This is a genomic window from Sinorhizobium fredii USDA 205, assembly GCF_001461695.1.
GTDB classification, from domain to species: domain Bacteria; phylum Pseudomonadota; class Alphaproteobacteria; order Rhizobiales; family Rhizobiaceae; genus Sinorhizobium; species Sinorhizobium fredii.
This window is the reverse complement of sequence record NZ_AUTC01000146.1, coordinates 174,744-193,122: the sequence shown is the minus strand read 5'-3', so window position 1 is coordinate 193,122 and position 18,379 is coordinate 174,744. Positions and strand designations below refer to the sequence as shown.

Below are 18,379 nucleotides of genomic sequence, written 5' to 3'. Positions count from 1 at the left end.
CCGCCGCCAAATACGGATTTGGAGTCCGAACGATGTTTTCACCGAAAGCTTACTACCGGCCGCGCTTTGCCCAGGTCCTAGCCGTGGTCGCACTTACCGTCACGGTATCCGGCTGCTCGGAGGAAAAGGCGGAAACGAAGGAGATCATAAGGCCGGTCAAGGTGGTCGAAATTGCCGGCACGGGTGAGGCGCGCCGGCTCGACTACGCCGGTTCAGTGAGGGCACGCACCGAGATGAATCTCGGCTTTCGGGTCGGCGGCAAGATCACCGAGCGGCTCGTCAATGTCGGCGACCGGGTGAAACCGGGCGATCGTCTCGCTCGTATCGACCCGACCGACTATCAGCTTGCCGTGGAGAGCGCCGAGGCGACCCTCTTCGCCGCCGAGAAGCAGGTGCAGACGACGTCCCTGACCAAAGAGCGTGCCGCGCAGCTCTTCACCAGATCCTTCTCCTCAAAGGCCGAGCTGGACCAGGCGACCCTTCTCTACGACCAGGCTATCTCCACGCGCGACGCGGCCGCCTCCAGCCTGAGCCAGGCGAAGAACCAAGTGGCCTATGCAGACCTCAAGTCGGACCAGAGCGGCATTGTGACGGCGATCAATGCCGATGTCGGCCAGGTCGTCGGCACCGGCACGCCGGTGGTAACCGTCGCCGTCGACGGCGAGAAGGAAATCGAAGTTGCGGTTCCGGAACTCGATATTGCCGAGTTCAAGCCGGGCAAGGCGGTAAGTGCCCGGTTCTGGTCCAACGACATGCTCACCCTCGACGGCCAGGTGCGCGAAGTCTCCGGCAGTGCAGACCGGCAATCCAGAACATTCGCGGTGCGCATCAGCCTGCCCAACGATCCCCGCGTCCTGCTCGGCATGACTGCCACCATCGAGGCGGCTGCCGCCAGTTCCGAGAGCCTCGTCTCCATTCCGCTCAGCACGCTTGCACAGAAGGACGGGAAGGACATCGTCTGGGTGGTCGATCGCAGCGCCTCGACCGTGCACGCGCGCCCCGTCCGGCTCGCCGACTACGCCGGCGATCAGGTGCGCATCGCCGAGGGCTTGCGGTCGGGCGATCTCGTCGTTGCAGCCGGCACGCAGTTCATGGCCGAGGACTTGAAGGTCAAGCTGCCTCTGGCAGAGCAGCAGTCCGCACGCGCCGAGACGCGCGAAATCGTCCGATAAAATCCAATCAGCAGAACGGAAATACGCCGATGCACGCCTCCACCGGGGAAAAGAAACCGTTCAACCTGTCGCGCTGGGCGATCGGGCATCCGAGCATCGCGCGTTTCCTGTTCGGACTGATCATCATTACCGGCGTGCTCGGCCTCGTTCGCATGGGCCAGCGCGAAGATCCGGAATTCACCTTCCGCACCATGGTCGTGCAGGCCGTCTGGCCCGGCGCCTCGATCGAGGAGATGCAGGACCAGGTCGTCAACAAGATCGAGCGCAAGCTGCAGGAAGCGCCGCATCTCGATTTCGTCCGCTCCTACACCCGAGCCGGCAGCGCCGTCATCACCGTGCAGATCGAGGGCGACACGAACGCCGACGATGTTGCCGATGCCTTCTACCAGGTGCGCAAGAAGGTAGGAGACATTGCCAACGAACTGCCTGACGGCGTCCTCGGCCCGTATTTCAACGACGAATTCGGCGATACGTTCATCACGCTCCACGCGATCAGCGGCAACGGCTACAGCTACCCCGAATTGAAGCGCTTCGCGACCGAAGGCCGCGACATGCTCCTGACGACGCCGGGTGTCGAGAAGGTTGTCATCCTCGGCGACCAGCCGCAGAAGATCTATATCGACGTTTCGTCCAAGCTGCTCGCCGCCCGCGGGCTGACACTCAATGACCTGCGCAACGCTGTCGCCGGACAGAATACGGTCGATCCCGCCGGCACCGTCGAGACGGGCTTTCGCTCGGTTCGCATCTCCGTCGACGGTGACGTCAGGCGTGCCGAGGACATTCGCGAGCTGAGGCTGCGTGCCGGCAACGAGACGATCCGGCTTGGTGACATCGCCACCGTCACTTCGGGGCTCGAAGATCCGTATTCGCGCAAATTCCGCTTCAACGGCCACGACAGCGTGCAGATCGGCGTGGTCATGGCCAAGGGACACAAGGTCACTGACGTCGGCAAGGCGGTGGAGGCAACCTATGAGCGCTTCGAGTCGGCCCTTCCCTACGGCGTATCGGTCGAACAGATCTCCAACCAGCCGGAGGTCGTGACCGAGGCGATCAGCGAATTCAGCCACGCGCTCCTCGAGGCGCTGATCATCGTGCTCGTCGTCTCTTTCCTGTCGATCGGCTGGCGTTCGGGCCTGGTGATCGCCATCGCCATCCCGCTGGTGCTCGCCGCCACATTCGCGCTCATGTACGAGCTCGGCATCGACCTGCAGCGCATCTCGCTCGGGGCGCTCATCATCGCGCTCGGCCTGCTCGTCGACGACGCGATGATCGTTGTGGAAATGATGGAGCGGAAACTCGAGGAAGGGTTGGTGAAAATCGAAGCGGCGAGCTTTGCCTATTCCTCCACTGCCTTTCCGATGCTGACGGGCACGCTGATCACCACGGCCGGCTTCATCCCCGTCGGCTTCGCGGAATCGACGGCTGGCGAATATGTCCGTTCGCTCTTCTACGTCGTTGGCATCGCTCTCGTCGTGTCGTGGTTCGTGGCGGTCTATTTCACGCCCTGGCTCGGTTACATGATCCTGAAGCAGCGCCATCATGCAGGTAGCCATCACGACGCGTTCGACACCCGCTTCTACCGGCGCCTCCGGGCGACCGTCGGCTGGGCCGTGCGCCACCGCGTCATAGTACTCGTCCTGACGCTCACGACCTTCATGACGAGCCTCTGGGCGTTCCAGTTCATTCCGAAGAACTTCTTCCCGCAGTCGTCGCGGCCGGAAATCCTGGTCGATCTCTGGCTGCCGGAGGGCACCAGCATCAAGGAAGTCGAAAGGCAGGCCAAGGCGCTCGAAACGCGCATGATGGATGACGAGGACAAGCGCTTCATCGCCACCTATATCGGCGAAGGCATACCGCGCTTCTTCCTGCCGCTCGACCAGCAGCTCCGCAACCCCAACTTCGCGCAACTGCTCGTCATGGCGAAGGACGAGACTGCCCGCGAAAGGCTGATCGTCAAGCTGCGCACGATCCTCGCCGAAGACTTCCCATCGATCCGCGCCAAGGTCGACCGCCTCTTCCTTGGCCCGCCGACCGGCTGGCCGGTGCAGATTCGGGTCATGGGGCCGGATCGCCAGGAGGTGCGCCGTATCGCCGATCAGGTGAAGGCGAAGTTCCGCGAAAATCCGCTGCTCGGAGCGGTCCATGACGACTGGCTGGAGCCGGTGCCGGCGATGAAGCTGGTTATCGACCAGGACCGCGCCCGGGCGCTGGGCGTCACCTCGCAGCGCATCCGCCAGATGCTGCAGGCGGCGATGTCCGGCGTGCCGCTCGACGATTTCCGCGACGGCGAAGAGACCGTCTCGATCGTGGCGCGCGAGCCGGACGGCAACCGCCAGCTGCTCTCGGCCGTCAACTCGGTCTATGTGCCGACCGACTTCGGCAGCTTCGTGCCGGTGTCCCAGGTGGCCAAAGTGGTTCCGGTAATGGAGCAAGGCATCGAATGGCGGCGCGATCGCCTGCCGACCATCACGGTGCGCGCAACGCTGCCCGACGGCATCCAGCCGAACGACGTAACCCTGCAGATCTATAACGAGCTGGAGGGTCTGAGGGACGATCTTGCCCCGAGCTACAAGGTCGATATTCAGGGCGGTGCGGAAGACAGCGCCGAGAGCCAGGCGTCGATCGCCGCCAAGGCGCCGATCATGCTGCTCGTCATCGTCATCCTCCTGATGGCGCAACTCCAGCACTTCGGCAAATCGATGCTGGTGCTGGCAACGGGGCCGCTCGGCATCATCGGCGCGGCTGCAGCCTTGCTCATCAGCGGCGCCCCCTTCGGCTTCGTCGCCATCCTCGGCGTCATCGCGCTGCTCGGTATCATCATCCGCAATTCGATCATCCTCGTCGACCAGATCGACCAGGACATTGCGGCCGGTATGGAGCGCTCCGAGGCGATCATCGGCGCCGCGGTACGGCGCTTCCGGCCGATCGTGCTGACGGCGCTGACCGCCGTGCTGGCGCTGATCCCGATCTCGCGCGGCGTGTTCTGGGGACCGCTTGCCTATGCGATGATGGGCGGCATCCTTGTTGCGACGGTGCTGACGATCCTGGTGCTGCCGGCCGGCTACGCGCTGTTCTTCGGCAGGGAGCCCAAGGCACGCGCGCCGGAAGGCGAAACCGCTGAGCCGCACAAGCAGGCTCTCGAGGACCGCGCCGCCCACCCCACACCGATTGCCGCCGAATGACCTTCACGGCAATCCGCACCGCCGCGCGGAGCGTCGCGGCGGCAAGGCGGTCAGACCAAGTTACTGCATGTTTCCTTAAATCGCAGCCGATTTAAGGATAAAACATGCAGCAATTCAAAGTGCTGCAGCGCTCTTTGTGCGTCTGGAAAGACGCACGGCGCTGTAGGCCGAGGGGCCGGACCTGCGGAGCGCATCTTGGAGCGCCTTGCGGCAGGCGATGCTGTCCGCAGTCGGTGGCCTTATTCTTCGAAGGCCATCGCTGGTGTCAGGGCGGCGTCCGAAGGTGCCAGGGCCTTGACGAGCGCCACGATCTTCCGCCGGACCTGCGGATCGTTGAGCCGGGCAAAGGCCCGATTGAGAGCCACGCCCTCCTCGGTCGCAAGGAACTGCAGCATCTCGTCGCTGGAGGTCACCGCGGCATTCTGCTCCCCGCCATTCGAGGTTTCGGGGCCGCCTTCGAAGAAATAGGAGACCGACACGCTGAGGACCTCGGCAGCGCGCTGGAGGCGGCTGGCGCCAACGCGGTTCAGGCCCTTTTCGTATTTCTGCACCTGCTGGAAACTGACGTCGAGCGCCTCGCCGAGTTTTGTTTGACTCCAATCCAGGGCCAATCGACGCAAGCGGATGCGGTTGCCCACATGGATGTCTATTGCACGGGGTTCTTTCTTGTTCGGTCTGACCTGCATTCGTCCTTGTTCCCACCTTTTTGCGGCGCCCTGCGTCAATGATCAAAGCGCCGTCGTTTGCCCCGCACGACACCACGCTCAGTAGAAGCCAGCGCCGGCGAGAGTAGTTTTCAACTTAAATTCACGACTTCCTTGAATATGTCGGGCAGCTTACAAAAGACATATGGAAACAAGCTTTCCAGTATCCGCATAGCGCACGGCTTATCCCGAAGACGACGCTTTCCGTCTGCGAGGAGAGTCGCCGGGTGACCATTAATGCTTGCCGGATAGGCCCGAACACTGCGGCTCGCCGATTGGCCAGCCCCGAATGAGTCGGTCTGCCACGTTGCCCGCCATGGCCTTCGTCGCGCCGTCTGCGCCTTCGATCGGTCGGACGCTGAGGTCGATCTTGATCTTGCCGACTCTGGCCGAAAATCCCGGCGTTCAGACCACGCCAGGGGTGGGGCGGCGGAATCTGGACAACCTATCCCGCAGGACTACCGGCGAGAAGCTTTCCTCCAGGCGACGGGCTCGCCAATTCCTGCGAAATCCGGCTGCGATTTTCGTTTTTTGGATATCAGCAGTCACATATCCGTTTGCGGCAAAGCTAATATAGGGCTTAATTGTACGACTATTGCAGACGCGGCAAGCGCCCTTGAAAGGGAGGTGACGTGATCCTGATACGCAAAAATGCCAGCCGGGGTGCTACCCTCTACTGCGCCGGCGCTTTTTCGGGACTTAGATGAGGTACGTTCATCATCGTCCCGCGTTCCGCATCCTCGAAGCAGACGCCGACGAAATGTCCGAGCACTATGCAAGGACGTTATCACCCGCCAAGGCTGAGCCTCTGGAAGGTGGCGGGCGTATCTCGGTCGAGGATCGGCACTATTCTGCCGGGCCCTTCAGCATCTGGGCCGGCATGTGCCATTCGGGCATGAAAGTCACATTCTCGCAGCCGTCCGACGCCTTCGTGCTCTACTTGCCGCATTCGAGCGCCATGGAGATCGACGTCGGCCGCAAACGCCTCCTGTCGACCCCGGGAACCGCGATGGTCGGCAACATGGCGCACTTCGAGAAGCTGACCATCCACGAGAATCGCGGCCATATCGGCATCGCCTTCGACAAATCGGCGATGGTCGGCCAGCTCAGCCAACTCCTCGACGCTCCTGTTCTGGAAGATATCGACCTTTGTGCGACCCTAGAAATGGACTCAGCCGTCGGCTCGCGGCTCGCCGCGCTCGGAAGTTTGCTGTGGGATTGTTTCGACGGAGCGGGCGAAGACCGCGCTTCTACGACCGCCACCACGCATCTTTTCCAGGCGGCAATGGTCATGATTCTTGAATCGCTTCCTCACAACTACAGCGCGCGATTGCACAAACCCATGTCCCCTGCCGTGCCCCGAAACCTGAAACGGGCGATCGAATACATGGTCGCCAATATCGCCGAACCCATGAGCGTTGCCGATATCGCCCGGGAGGCCGGCACGAGCGTGCGTGCCCTGCAGACGGCCTTTCAGCAGTTCAAGGACACAACGCCCTTGAATTTTCTGCGCCAGTTGCGGCTGGAGGGTGTCCGCAAGACCCTTTGCGACGATGCCAATACGCTCTCGATCGCGCAGGTGGCGCGCGCCTGGGGTTTCACCCATATGGGCCGGTTTTCCGCAGTCTACCATGACGCCTTCGGCCAGTCGCCGTCCGAAACCGCCAAGCTTCATAGCCGCCGCGGCATCGGCGTTGCGCCTTCACCACCCTCCGACGTGAACCGCTAAGGCGGCGTGTTGTTCAGGTCGCACGCGGCGAACCCGCACTGCCGGCCGAACGGTCTCGCACCTCAACAGTCGTTTCCTGCGCTATCCGGATAGCGCCGCGTCAATCGGCTAGCCAAACACGACGCTAATTTACACCCGAATAATATTTCCCAAGCACGATCAGCACTCGAAGCAACAGAGCTGGTCACCAAAACATGCATCTCGATTTCGGCTTTCTCCGTCAGCTGATCGCCAGCCGAATGGCAACAATGCTCAGCGACAGGGGCGGCAATGTCGCCCTGACGGTCGCCATCTGCATCATTCCGATGATCCTCGCCGTCGGGGCCGGCCTCGACTATACGCGCGCCTACAACGTTCAGAGCAGAATGCAATCGGACCTCGACGCCGCGCTGGTCGCCGCCATAAAGGAGATCGATGAATACGACGAGGACGAGATCGCCGACAAAATCAAGGATTGGTTCGACGCCCAGTCCGAGAAGCAAAGCGCCACCTATGACCTGACGGAAATCAAGGTCGACAAGACCGGCCACACGATCAGGGCCTCCGCAAGCGGAACGGTGCCGACGACGCTGATGACCCTGGCCGATATCAAGACCGTTCCGGTCGGCGTCGTCAGCGCCATCGAGGGGCCGGCGACTTCCTATCTCGAAGTCTACATCGTCATCGATAAGTCGCCATCCATGCTGCTCGCAGCAACGAGTGAAGACCAGGCAATGTTGCGTGCCGACAAGAATATCAACTGCGAGTTCGCTTGTCACAGCACCGCCGACCCCGTCAAAAAGAACAAAACCGCGGCGGTCATCGCGTCGACCTACTACGACTATATCGAAAGCCTTGGCGTAAGACTTCGCACCGACGTGGCGCTCGACGCCGTCGAAGAGGTGCTCGACATGGTCGACGCGGCGGACGAGGACCATGCGAGGATCAAGGTTGGTCTCTACAGTCTCGGAGAAACCACCACCGAGGTCCTCGCGCCGACCTATTCCACCAGCACTGCGCGGAAGAAACTTTCCGACGATGACGCCGGCCTGACGAGCGCAACCTCCACCACCTCGACTGACTTCAAGACTGCGCTAAAGGCTCTGCAGAACAAGGTCGGGACGGCTTACGACGGCAGTTCGGCCGACAAACCACTCAAGCTTGTCCTGCTGCTGACTGACGGCGTGCAGTCAGATCGCGACTGGGTCATCAAGAACGTCACCTGGACCTGTACCGAATACAAGAACGGCACCTGCATCCGCTACAAGTACGGCAAGAACTGGGGCAAAGTCACGCCGCTCAACCCCGACTGGTGCGACTACCTCAAGGGCGACGAGGCCACGATGGCCGTACTTTACACCGAGTATTTGGCCATCCCGCTCGACTGGGGCTATAACGCAACGCTTGACGACACGATGGCCAATAGCAAGTGGACCTCCACTTGGGGCGGAACGCTGCATAGCGGCGTAAGCAGCAGCACCAGCAGGCTTGACTATATCCCGATCGCGCTGCAGGACTGCGCCTCTTCGTCCGATCTCTTCATCTCCGCCGCCTCCGAGGACGAGATCACCGCCGGGCTCTCCACCCTCTTCAACCAGTATCTGACCTCGGTGCGGCTCACCCAATGACGAGACGCAAGGGATTCACGCTTCTGCGCCGGCTGCTGCGCGACAGGTCGGGTGTCGCCGCCATCGAATTCGCGCTTCTCGCGCTGCCATTGTTCATGATCATCTTCGGCATTCTCGAATGTGCGGCGATGTTCTTCATCGACTCGGCGCTCGATGCGGCGGTTCACAAGGCCGCCCGGATCATCAGGACCGGCAAGGCGGCCGAAGGCAATATGACCATCACCGGCTTCAAGACGGAGGTCTGCGGCAACCTGCTCTATGTGCTCGACTGCGGCGAAAAGCTGCTCGTGGCCGTCGATACACTCACCGACTCCTCCTCCCCCGGCGCCATGAAGGCGCTCAACAGCAGCGGCGCCGTCTCGATCACCGAAGGCTTCGAAATCGGCAAGGGCAGCGACTACGTGATGGTCCAGGCTTTCCTCCCCTGGAAGCCGATCGTCAGTCTCTACTCCCTATCGAGCTCCACGCTCGCAGACGGCAGTTACCTGATGGGCGCCTCCGTCCTGCTGCGCAACGAACCGTTCTGAGGATACCCGCATGACACCGATCGCCAAGAGAATAGTCGCCCTGTCGCGGCATTGTATGCGAAGCCGCGATGGAGCTTCCGCGATCGAATTCGCTTTCCTGTTCCCGATCATGCTGCTGCTGCTCGCCGGGCTGGTCGATCTCGGCCAGGGCCTGACGGTGCAGAGAAAGATCAATCAGATCGCCTCGACGAGCAGCGAGATCATCGCCATGCAGAGCAGCTGGACGGAGGCGAGCGTCGAGTCGATCCTCGACGGCCTCAGCAGCATCGTGCAGCCCTATGACACCGACGACCTCACGATCCTTCTTTGTGTCATCGACGTTGACAGCAAGGGCAAGGCGACCGTGAACTGGTCGGCCGCCCATGGCACGACCGCTCTTTCGGCAGGGCAGGACTCACCCGTCGAGGTGCCGGAGGAATTAAGGACCGAGGACGTGCAGCTGGTGGTGACGCGTGTCCAATACAAACTGGATACGATCTTCTCCAGCCTTTTCGAAAGCTTCACCGACGGCGGCGCTTACGAATATGACCAACACTTCTTCATCCGGCCACGAAACGGCAACACGATCACCTATAGTTAAGCTTCATGCAGACCGCACGGTGTCGCTTCATAGTGGGTTGAACTCGTTGAGGAATTTGTCTTCGCCAACAGACATCATTCCGCCGGATAAGTCGTTCCGAACGACATGGGAGAAGATTTTAGTAATTTTCTGATATCCGGTCGCCACAATGCGAACATAGACCAACCGCGTTTGCGCCGCATCTTTGCCTTCTCTAGGCCGAATTACACGATTTAATACATAGTCAGAAACATTGCATCCTATTGTTGATGTTTTACTATATGCCTTACGCGCGCCCCATGACCTTCACGCAATTATGCGTTAACCGTACAGCTCCTGCGCAATGCGGATATGGATTTGATCTTCGAACTGTAGCCTAACGCCGCCCAGTCCGCTTACACTCCTTTTCGTGGGTGCAGGGCAGCCTTGGGCATGATGCCCTGGGCACGTGCCAGCGGCTTGGCTTGCCGCTGGCACGTGCCGCCGCCTTCCGGCCGCTGGCGACGCTTTCCGAAACCTGGCGCGCCTCCGCTTCGGATTGTTCCGATAAGCAACTCTTCCTAATTGAGCCGCTGATGCAATCAAGCGGCGCGGCGTGCCCGCCCGGTATTCGCCCTCACCTGAAACCGTTCGGCAATCCTGTCGAGATCGAGCACCTCCTCGCTGAGCGCGCGGCATGCGGCATTCGTCTCCTCGACCATCGCTGCGTTCTGCTGGGTGACCTGGTCCATCTGCTGCAAAGCGGCATTGATGCCGTCGAGCGCGCAGGATTGCTCGTCGGCCGCGGTGACGATGGCGCCGATCAGGCCGCTGACCTGCAGCATATGTCCTTCAATACCCGTCAGCGCCGAACCAGTCTGGTTGACCAGTTCGACACCGTCCGCGACCTCGCGCGCCGAGGTTTCGATAAGTTGCTTGATTTCCCTCGCGGCAGCGGCCGAACGGCCGGCCAGTTCGCGAACTTCCTGTGCGACGACCGCAAAGCCCTTGCCAGCTTCGCCGGCCCGGGCCGCCTCGACGCCTGCGTTCAAGGCCAGCAGGTTGGTCTGGAACGCTATCTCGTCGATGACATTGAGGATCTGCCGGATGCGTGTCGAAGAACCGGCGATCCGTTCCATCGCCGCGACCGCATCGCGGACGACGGCCGCGGAGCGTTCCGCTCCGTCCTTGGCAGTCCGCATCACCAGGCTTGCTTCCCGCGCACGCTCCAGCGAGTTGCGCACCGTCGCGGTGATCTCGTCACAGGCGGCGGCCGTCTGCTCCAGCGACGCCGCCTGGTGCTCGGTGCGTTTTGCGAGATCGTCGGTGGCGCCGGCGATCTCCGACGAACCGGAACGCAGCCGGCCGGTTGCCAGCAAGACGCCAGAGATCGCTTGGGCAAGCCGCTCGACACTGCCGTTGAATTCGCTGCGCAGCCGCTCGAAGTCCGGAGCAAAGCCGGCCTCGATCTGCGCCGTCAGATCGCCGGTCGACAGACGTCGCAGTCCGCCGCTGAGTTGATCGATGACGGTTCGCCGGTCCCTTTCCTCCACTGCCCTCTGCTCGCGGAGAACCGCCTCCTGCTCTTCCCGCCGGCGGCGTTCGTCCTCCGCGCGTTCACGCATGGTGCGGCGTTCGATGGCCGCCTCGCGGAAGATCGCGACGGATTTCGCCACCGCGCCAATCTCATCCCTGCGATCCGAGAAGGGTACGGCACGGCTGTAGTCGCCCGCCGCCAGCGTCTCCATATAGGACGACATCGTAGCCAACGGCTGGACGGCACGGCGGCGGAGGTACCACAGGCCGGCGGCGAGCAGCGCGACCGAGATGACCGAGCTCGTCGTCGCCGCCATGGAAAGCCGGTCGGTCTCCACGGCCGCGGCGCCTTCTTCGCCAGCCTGGAAAGCGACCGCCATCTGCACCAGCTCGTTCACGGCAATCTCGTGATGGTGGAAACTGCCCTTCAAGGCGTTCAGCGCCTGACCGGCGCCGGCAAGGTCGTTTGCCTGCAGCGCAGGAAGGAACTGCTTTTCCAACACCTGCCAAAAGACATCGGCCCGAGCAAGCACCTCGTCCTCCAACTTCTTCATCAGCACATCGGGCGCCGATGAAGACTTCCAATAGGACCGCCGCTCGTCATAGGCGCGTTTCAGCGCGGCAATCTTCTCCTGGTTCCTGGCAACGAGTTCCGGACTGGAGATCGCCTCCATTGCCAACATATAGGACTCGACGGTGTACAAGGGCGGCGGAAGGATATCGGCAACGAGATCCTTGCCGTAGACGATCTGTGTGTAGACCGGGCCGTTCACCCGCAGTTTGTCGAAAGCGTATGTCTTGATGCCGATCGAGACCAACAGTCCGATCGCAATGATTCCGCCAAACACAATCATGCCGCGTGCAATATTGAGTTTCATATGTGTGCCCCGAATATGCCTGCCCCCGCAGGGATCCCTCGCAAATGTAAAAATCTACTATCCGCAAGCCGAAAGTCGGCGTCGGCACGTATCAAACAGGTGCCATGCACCGCGCATTGCCGCGATGCCAAATGGCCTTAGCCGCAGGGGCAATCATGCCTGCGCCACACTATTTAGTTGCAGTCTATGATTGCAGAATGGTTAAGAGCACCTCAGGGGCGGATTAAAGCGAAGCAATACTGCGTAAACTGGATATCGGCGCGGTCGCGCGATCAGGCTCCGTACAGCGCATCGACCAGGAGATCGATCGCCGCAAAGACATCCATCGGCTCCCAGTTCGCCGGGTTGCGGTAGCTCGGATAGAGCCCCAGCGCGGCAGCGGTGAGTTGGTCAGCCGTCGACCTTGCGACGGCACGGCGCGCCAATGCGAATTCTGCCCCGGTGCTCACCCGATCGTCGGTCAGCCCCCATCCGCCGTAGAAGGGCACCGCATAGCAGCGCACCGGTATTCCTCTTAGAAGGGCGTCGAAGCCGACCTGGCTGGAAACGGTCCAGACCTCGTCGACAACGTCGAGGATCGAGGCGACCGACACCTTGTCGGCGAGCAGGATGACGCCGGGCGTCCTGGCGGCGCGCTCCGTCATGTAGCCCTTGCGATAGCCCGCCATCACGTCCGGATGGGTCCGCACGACGCATTGCGCGCCGCTCGCCAGCGCGTCGTCCAACATGCGATCGAACGAACGGCGGCTGCCGAGCGCCCGTCCCACCGAAACATCGCCGAAAACCTGATCCACGAGGAGGATGCGCCGTCGGCTGCTCGGCTCGATCGAGGGTGGGCAATGCGGCAGGTTGTTGTATTTGGAAAGCCTGTGTTCGACCATTCGCTCGCGGATGCGCCGGCCAAACGCATCATGTTCGCCGCCGGCCGCCTCGGCGATCAACAGCTCGAGCCGCGACGCCCTGCCGCCGTCGACCGGCAATGCCAGATCGTCGGCGATGATCGACACGGGCGCGGCTCCATCCTTGCCGAGCCCCACCGAACGCAGGAAACCGTCCTCGAGGTGCCAGTGCGGCAGCCGCCGCGTGCGGGCGACCGCCATCGCCGTCTTTGCGGGGATGCGCCCGCCCCAGGAGACGATGCCGTCGATCCGCGGCGAGAGCGTCGAGGCGAGTGGCCGATCGCCGAAATAGCGTCCGAGCCAGGGAAAGGCTTCGCGCACGAAGAACGTCGCACCGAGGCGGCTGCCCGGCTCGGGCCACCAGGTCTTGCCGACGATTTCGGGCAAGCTATCCATTCTTTCGCAACACTCCATGCGGCTTACGGCCGATGCGCGTCGTTCGACCGCCCCGCCGATGGGGGACCAAAATCAGGTTGGGCCGGGAAATGCAATCGCTAAGTCCGCGTCCACCGCGGGTCAGCGACCGCAACGAACTTAGCCGTCCTCGAGTTCTAGGAGGAAATAGGTCGTCGGCCCATAGGGCGTATCGTTCGACAGGCGGAAGGCGACAGGTCCTGCGCGGCTGCGCACCGGCGGATAGACGGCGCCGTCCAGGCCGACCGGTGATATCTTCCACCTGGCGGCCCCTCGCGAAAGCGCCAGATCGACATAGCCCTTGCGGACCAGCACCGGCAGGGTACCGAAATCCTCGATGACCTTTTCTTCGCTGTCGCGGAAGACCATCCCGCTGTTTCGGGCGTCGGTCGCGAAGATCAGCAGCATGCGGCGGCTCTTAGCGAGCGACGGCTGGCGATCGATCGCGGACAGGGCGACGAGCCCGTCTCCATCCGCCTGCTCGATACGGAGAACGCCGAGATCGATCGGCTCCCGAAGCGAGGAGAACGCCGCCGCTTCGGTGGCCGACGCCGAGACCCGCAACTGCCCGGCGCGGCGATCAAGCCGGATCTGCCCGGTGTCGCTCTCGTAGATGCCGCGCTCCGTGTCGGTCTGATTGTCGTGAGCAAGCGGGCCGCTATCGCGAAGCGCGGCCAGCACTTCCCCAGCGCCCTGCATACGCGGCTGCGCAACGCCGACCGCGTCGTCGACACGGTCGGCAGGGGCGAGGCCAATGCCGCCGATCAAGGCGAGTTCGGTGAGGCGCTCCGGCTCGCGCGCCTGCATGTCCTCGCCAAGGTCCTCTTCGCCGCGTACGGCGAAAGGAATGCTGATGCCGGACGTCGCCACGTCGCCGCGCCGGTAAAGAAGGGCGGCCAGCGTTTCGCCGGCCCGCGCCACCGGATCGAGCGCGATCGCATATGGAAGCATCGCCTTCTTGTGCGGATAGGGTTCGCCATAGGCTAGCACGATCGGCCCGTGGCCGTGCCGGCAAAGCACGTCCCAGCCCTGCAGCGACGCATAGGCCGGCATGACGAGCCCCGCCTCGTAGCGATAGCGGTTCCAGAAGAGGTGGTCATACTCGCTGACGATGAAGGGCTTTCCGAGCCAGCGCGCGGCGGCAATCATCCGCATGTAATTGGCGCCGTCGGCGATGGAGCTCACCTGCAGCAGGGCGCTGCCCGGCGCGTACCCACCGACCCAGTCATGATAGGTGTTCATCGTGACCGCTTCGAGATCGCGCCTGCCCAGGGCGGTCTGCACGATCGGCCAGTTGTTGTAGGTGCTGATCAGGCCCCGATAGCCGAGATCGCGCAGCACCTTGCTCATCCGTGCGGCCGATGCCCGCTCGACGTCGCTGAAGAATGCCTGCAGATCACGCATGCGGGTGCTGTCGGCATAGCGATCGGGCGGCAGCCTAACCGTGCCCGTTTCCAGCCGTTCGTCGTCGTCAATCCCTTCCCAGGCCCGGCTAAGCGCGTCGGTGGAACCATAGCGTTTTGCAAGCCAGTCGTTGAACGGTCCAGCGAGCGCCTTGTCATAGGCGGGCTCGCCCGGGCGCTCGTGCACGACGCTGTCGAACTCGATACCGTTTTCGTTGGCGAGGATCACCAGCGCCAAGGCATCGTCGTGAATGGGGGCGACGCCCGTATAGGGATTGACCCGCCCCAGGAATTTCTCCTGCAGCGTCCTCCAATGCGCGGAGGCCCCTTCATCCAGGTGCAGGCGCAGCTTGAGATCGCCGTTTGCGTCCCAGCGGTCGTCATACCCGCCATAGGCGCCGCGCGGCGACGAAAGTCCGTCGATGATCCAGTAGATGCCGTTGCGCTTCAGCGCCGCGAGCAGGTAGTGGATGCGGTCGAGGGTCTCCGGATCGAAGTCGAAATCCTTCTGCCGCCCGACCATCAGGCTCGCATCGGAAAAATGCAGCCGGGCGATGTTGTAGCCGTGAAGCGCCAGCTGGCGCGCATAGCGCTCCGCACCGTCATGATCGGGAAAGCCGCCTGAGGCCGGGCTCCAGGCGAGCGAGGCGCAGAGCATCCGCAGCGGCTTTTCCGGCGATTTTGCATAGGCGAGGCGGCCGCCCTCCCCCGCAACCAGGCGGTGATCCGCGTCGATCGCGCCGTTCGGCAGAACGGTAGAGAAATCCAGTGGACTTCCCGATTGGACCTCGAGCGAGACGTCGCGGACGGGCACCCATTGGTCCGAGGCATCGGCCCACTGCACAAATCCAGCGAGGAAGATCGCCGCTGCGGCAAGCCATGAACGCATCGTCACGCCGGATTTCCGAGAATACGGCTCTCGATCGGCTCGCCGGGCTGCCGGCGACTTCTAAGCATTCCGACGGGCAGTGCCGCCGCGTGAAAGAACCAGGCGACGACTGTGTAGAGCCCCATGCCGAGGCTACGCTTCTTGATGCCCGCCAGCGCGACGACCCCTGCGATCATGGCGAGGACAGCGCCGAGCGCGACAAGCTTGTCCGGCAGGAAGAGGATCAGTCCAAGGCAGAACAGCCACCAAAGATGCACGAGCCCCCACAGCCTGAGTTCCGGCAACTCGCGCAGGAGCCGGAGGAAATAGGGCTTGCCGAGCGAAGCGCGCAGGAGTTCGCCGATGCCATAGAGATATTTGCTCTTCCAGCGACGAACCAGCAGCCGGTAGGAATTGACCGTGTGGCCGAAGTGCTGGACGAACCGCCGATCGAGGCGGTGAAGACCCCAGCCGGCGCTTCTCAGCCGGATGCCGAGATCGAACTCCTCATAGCCGTGCAGGTTGCGATCCGAGAGGTAACCGACATCCTCGATGGCGCTGCGCCTGTAGACACCGCCGCCATTCATCCGGTCGATCGACCCCGTACGGTTTTCAGGGGCATTGCGATTGACGCGTCGCGCAAATTCGAGGTTGGCGACGTGCATCTCCTCGACGTGGCCGGTCACACCCGCAATGCCCGGATTGTCGGCGAGGAAGCGGACCGCTTCGCCGAGAAAGCCGGCATCCAGCAGCATGTCGCCATCGATGAGGCAGACATGGTCGTGGCGCGAATATTGAAAGCCGAGTTGCGGCCCGATCCCACAGCTCGGAAGCGCCGGCGGGGTGATCTGCGCTATGACGACCGGATATTGCGCGGCGATCTCCACCGTGGCGTCCGACGATCCGCTGTCGGCGACGATGACTTCGCCGCCCATGCCCCGAAGCGCCGCCAAGGCGCTCTCGATCGTCGCGGCAATACGCTTCTCTTCATTCAAGGTCTTGATAATAACGGATATCGCCAAGGGGGCCCCCAGGAAGGCTGCGCCGTGCTTCCGCTCGCCGCGCCCATGCCGCCAGAATGCACTAAGCTGAACTTTCTACCGGCGATGGTTTGAATTTTGGTTTACTTTGCCAGCCTCGCAAACGCCGCCAGTGGGGGGCGGCGAACCAACTCGCACCGCCCCCGCCTGCTGCCCCGGCCATTTTGACCGCAAGGTCCTCTACGCGCGCGTGGCGATCCGCCGACAGCATCTGCAGCAATTCGAAAGCGGCCGCCACTCCGAACACCATGGCGAGAATAAGCGGGATCCGCCGCGGAAAGGCGGTCGCGAAGAGGAAACCCAAAAGCGCGTATGCGCCAAACCGTTCGACGTGAACCCACGTCCCGATATGCGGACGCATGCCGATCGGCGACAGCGTCGAGTAGGCGATCAGCGCCAACAAGAGCCATGCGAGCACCGTAGCAGCCCGCCTCAAATCCATCACCCGCTGCCTCATGCTCTCGGCTACCTCGCCGCATTGCGGCGGGCTCATCTTGCTAGCGCTCGATAGATCGCAAGGGTCTTCTGTGCGACGCTCGCCCAGCTGTGGGTCGATTCCATATGGGCGACCTGCGAACGGACCTCGTCGTCACTCGGCGGATTTTCGATTTTCCTGGCAATCGCGGCGGCAAGGGCGTCGATATCGCCGAGCGGGAAATAGTCGTCGTCGGGCAGGCCGAGCTCGCGATTGGCGACGATATCACTGGCCAGAACCGGCAAGCCGTGGGCCATGGCCTCCAGGAGCGCGATCGGCATCCCTTCATGACTGGAGGGCAGCACGAAGAGTGTCGCCTCGGCAAACAGTTCCGCCAGCCTGTCGCCCGACTGAAAGCCCGTCAGAACGACACCGGGCACGGCTTCGGCCATCGCCCTCACCTCATTCGCATAGGGCGTTTCGAACTCGGCGCTCCCCGCCAGGACGAGTTTGACGCCGGTATCGCCAAGGCTCGCGAAAGCCCGGATGAGATCGGTCTGGCGTTTCTCCGGAACGAGTCGCGCGGCAAGCAGGACATAACGGCGGCGCGTCAGGCCGAACTCGTCGAGTATGCCCGTTCCGGCGCGCCACGGCGCGATGGCAACGCCGTTCGGGATGAGGGCCACCGGCACGGTGTAGCGCTCACCCATCGTCTCCACGATGTCCTTCGAAATGGCGATGCGCCCATGCGCAAGCCGCATGCCCAGGCGCTCCCCGAGTTTCAACATGCGCTTGGCGAAGGTGCCCCACTTCTGCCGGTCGTAATCATAGCCGTGATGCGTGACCACGACCCTCAAGCCCAGCAGCCGCGCCAGGGGAACCAGCAAGGCGGGGCCGATCGCATGGATATGCAGGACGTCCGGGCGGCGCAGCGCAGCGAAACAGACGCCGACGAAAGTGTGGACGATGGCTTCGAGCGCCATCAATCGCGGCGCCCAGAGCGGGAAGACGCGAACCTCCCCCCAAGAGTAGGAGGAGGATTTCGCTAGATAGCGCTGCCGCCCGATGACATCGACGCTCCAGCCGAGGGCCGCGAGCCGGGTGGAGAGCATCTCGACATGTTTCTCCACGCCACCCTGCACGTCCGGTATGCCGCGCAGTCCCAGCATCACCACGCGCGGACGCCCAGCAATGGACCGGTGAAACCCGTCGCGGTCCTCCGGCGACAATGCCACGCCGCCGAGGCCGGAGGATGGCCCTTCGAGCAGCGCGGTCGTCGCACCGCCCTGCGCATGGACCGAGAGCAGCTTTTCGGGAAACCGCTCGACGCCGCCGCGAGCGGTGCGGACCGACGCCGCCGAACCTCTCGCCTGCTGCGGAGCGTCTCGCGAGACTGCAGTCTGACTGCTCATGGTTGTCCTGCCCCGGAAGTTTCCCTTTGGACAGCATTTACGAGCAGAACACTTT

At 62.8% G+C, this 18,379-nt stretch carries 13 protein-coding genes; 6 read left to right on the top strand and 7 right to left on the bottom strand.

The genetic code is table 11. The features are described from left to right. The first annotated feature begins 32 nt into the window (after positions 1–32). Positions 33–1,172, top strand: coding sequence for an efflux RND transporter periplasmic adaptor subunit (locus tag N181_RS19200; RefSeq protein WP_060563670.1), 1,140 nt, complete (start codon positions 33–35; stop codon positions 1,170–1,172). Positions 1,173–1,201: 29 nt separating this feature from the next. After that, a complete protein-coding gene (locus N181_RS19195; RefSeq protein ID WP_060563669.1) occupies positions 1,202–4,354 on the top strand; it encodes an efflux RND transporter permease subunit in 3,153 nt (1,050 codons plus the stop codon). A 239-nt stretch (positions 4,355–4,593) separates the two neighbouring features. On the opposite strand, the gene N181_RS19190 is transcribed toward N181_RS19195, so the two are convergent. Beyond that, the gene (locus tag N181_RS19190; protein ID WP_037428658.1) at positions 4,594–5,040 is read right to left on the bottom strand and encodes a helix-turn-helix domain-containing protein; all 447 of its coding nucleotides are present in this window, start codon (positions 5,038–5,040) and stop codon (positions 4,594–4,596) included. A 721-nt stretch (positions 5,041–5,761) separates the two neighbouring features. Between N181_RS19190 and N181_RS19185 the strand changes: the two genes are divergently transcribed. The 4 genes from N181_RS19185 to N181_RS19170 all read left to right on the top strand — a co-directional run bounded on the left by N181_RS19185 (position 5,762) and on the right by N181_RS19170 (position 9,501). Beyond that, positions 5,762–6,787 carry a helix-turn-helix transcriptional regulator gene (locus N181_RS19185; protein ID WP_037428656.1) on the top strand — a complete coding sequence of 342 codons (1,026 nt, stop codon included), beginning with the start codon at positions 5,762–5,764 and terminating at the stop codon, positions 6,785–6,787. 194 nt (positions 6,788–6,981) lie between these two features. Next, entirely contained in the window at positions 6,982–8,394 is a 1,413-nt protein-coding gene (locus tag N181_RS19180) for a TadE/TadG family type IV pilus assembly protein (protein WP_037434906.1), read from the top strand. Then, on the top strand, positions 8,391–8,921 hold the full coding sequence (locus tag N181_RS19175; RefSeq protein ID WP_037434907.1) for a TadE/TadG family type IV pilus assembly protein: 531 nt from the start codon (positions 8,391–8,393) through the stop codon (positions 8,919–8,921). Before N181_RS19180 ends, N181_RS19175 begins: the two co-directional genes overlap by 4 nt. A 10-nt stretch (positions 8,922–8,931) precedes the next feature. After that, positions 8,932–9,501: a TadE/TadG family type IV pilus assembly protein gene (locus N181_RS19170; protein ID WP_060563663.1), complete on the top strand. Its 570-nt coding sequence runs from the start codon at positions 8,932–8,934 to the stop codon at positions 9,499–9,501. A 560-nt stretch (positions 9,502–10,061) separates the two neighbouring features. On the opposite strand, the gene N181_RS19165 is transcribed toward N181_RS19170, so the two are convergent. From N181_RS19165 to N181_RS19140, 6 genes are all read right to left on the bottom strand, one after another. Continuing rightward, positions 10,062–11,873: a methyl-accepting chemotaxis protein gene (locus N181_RS19165; RefSeq protein ID WP_037428653.1), complete on the bottom strand. Its 1,812-nt coding sequence runs from the start codon at positions 11,871–11,873 to the stop codon at positions 10,062–10,064. A gap of 272 nt (positions 11,874–12,145) precedes the next feature. Further along, a complete protein-coding gene (locus N181_RS19160; protein ID WP_037428650.1) occupies positions 12,146–13,168 on the bottom strand; it encodes a capsular polysaccharide export protein, LipB/KpsS family in 1,023 nt (340 codons plus the stop codon). A 138-nt stretch (positions 13,169–13,306) separates the two neighbouring features. Beyond that, a complete protein-coding gene (locus N181_RS19155; RefSeq protein WP_037428648.1) occupies positions 13,307–15,478 on the bottom strand; it encodes a hypothetical protein in 2,172 nt (723 codons plus the stop codon). Positions 15,479–15,480: 2 nt separating this feature from the next. Continuing rightward, positions 15,481–16,479, bottom strand: coding sequence for a glycosyltransferase family 2 protein (locus N181_RS19150; protein WP_037392376.1), 999 nt, complete (start codon positions 16,477–16,479; stop codon positions 15,481–15,483). 61 nt (positions 16,480–16,540) lie between these two features. Next, complete coding sequence (locus tag N181_RS19145) at positions 16,541–16,954, bottom strand: VanZ family protein (RefSeq protein ID WP_050994576.1); 414 nt, start codon at positions 16,952–16,954, stop codon at positions 16,541–16,543. 32 nt (positions 16,955–16,986) lie between these two features. Beyond that, positions 16,987–18,324 carry a glycosyltransferase family 4 protein gene (locus tag N181_RS19140; RefSeq protein WP_080579002.1) on the bottom strand — a complete coding sequence of 446 codons (1,338 nt, stop codon included), beginning with the start codon at positions 18,322–18,324 and terminating at the stop codon, positions 16,987–16,989. Between the last annotated feature and the right edge of the window lie 55 nt (positions 18,325–18,379).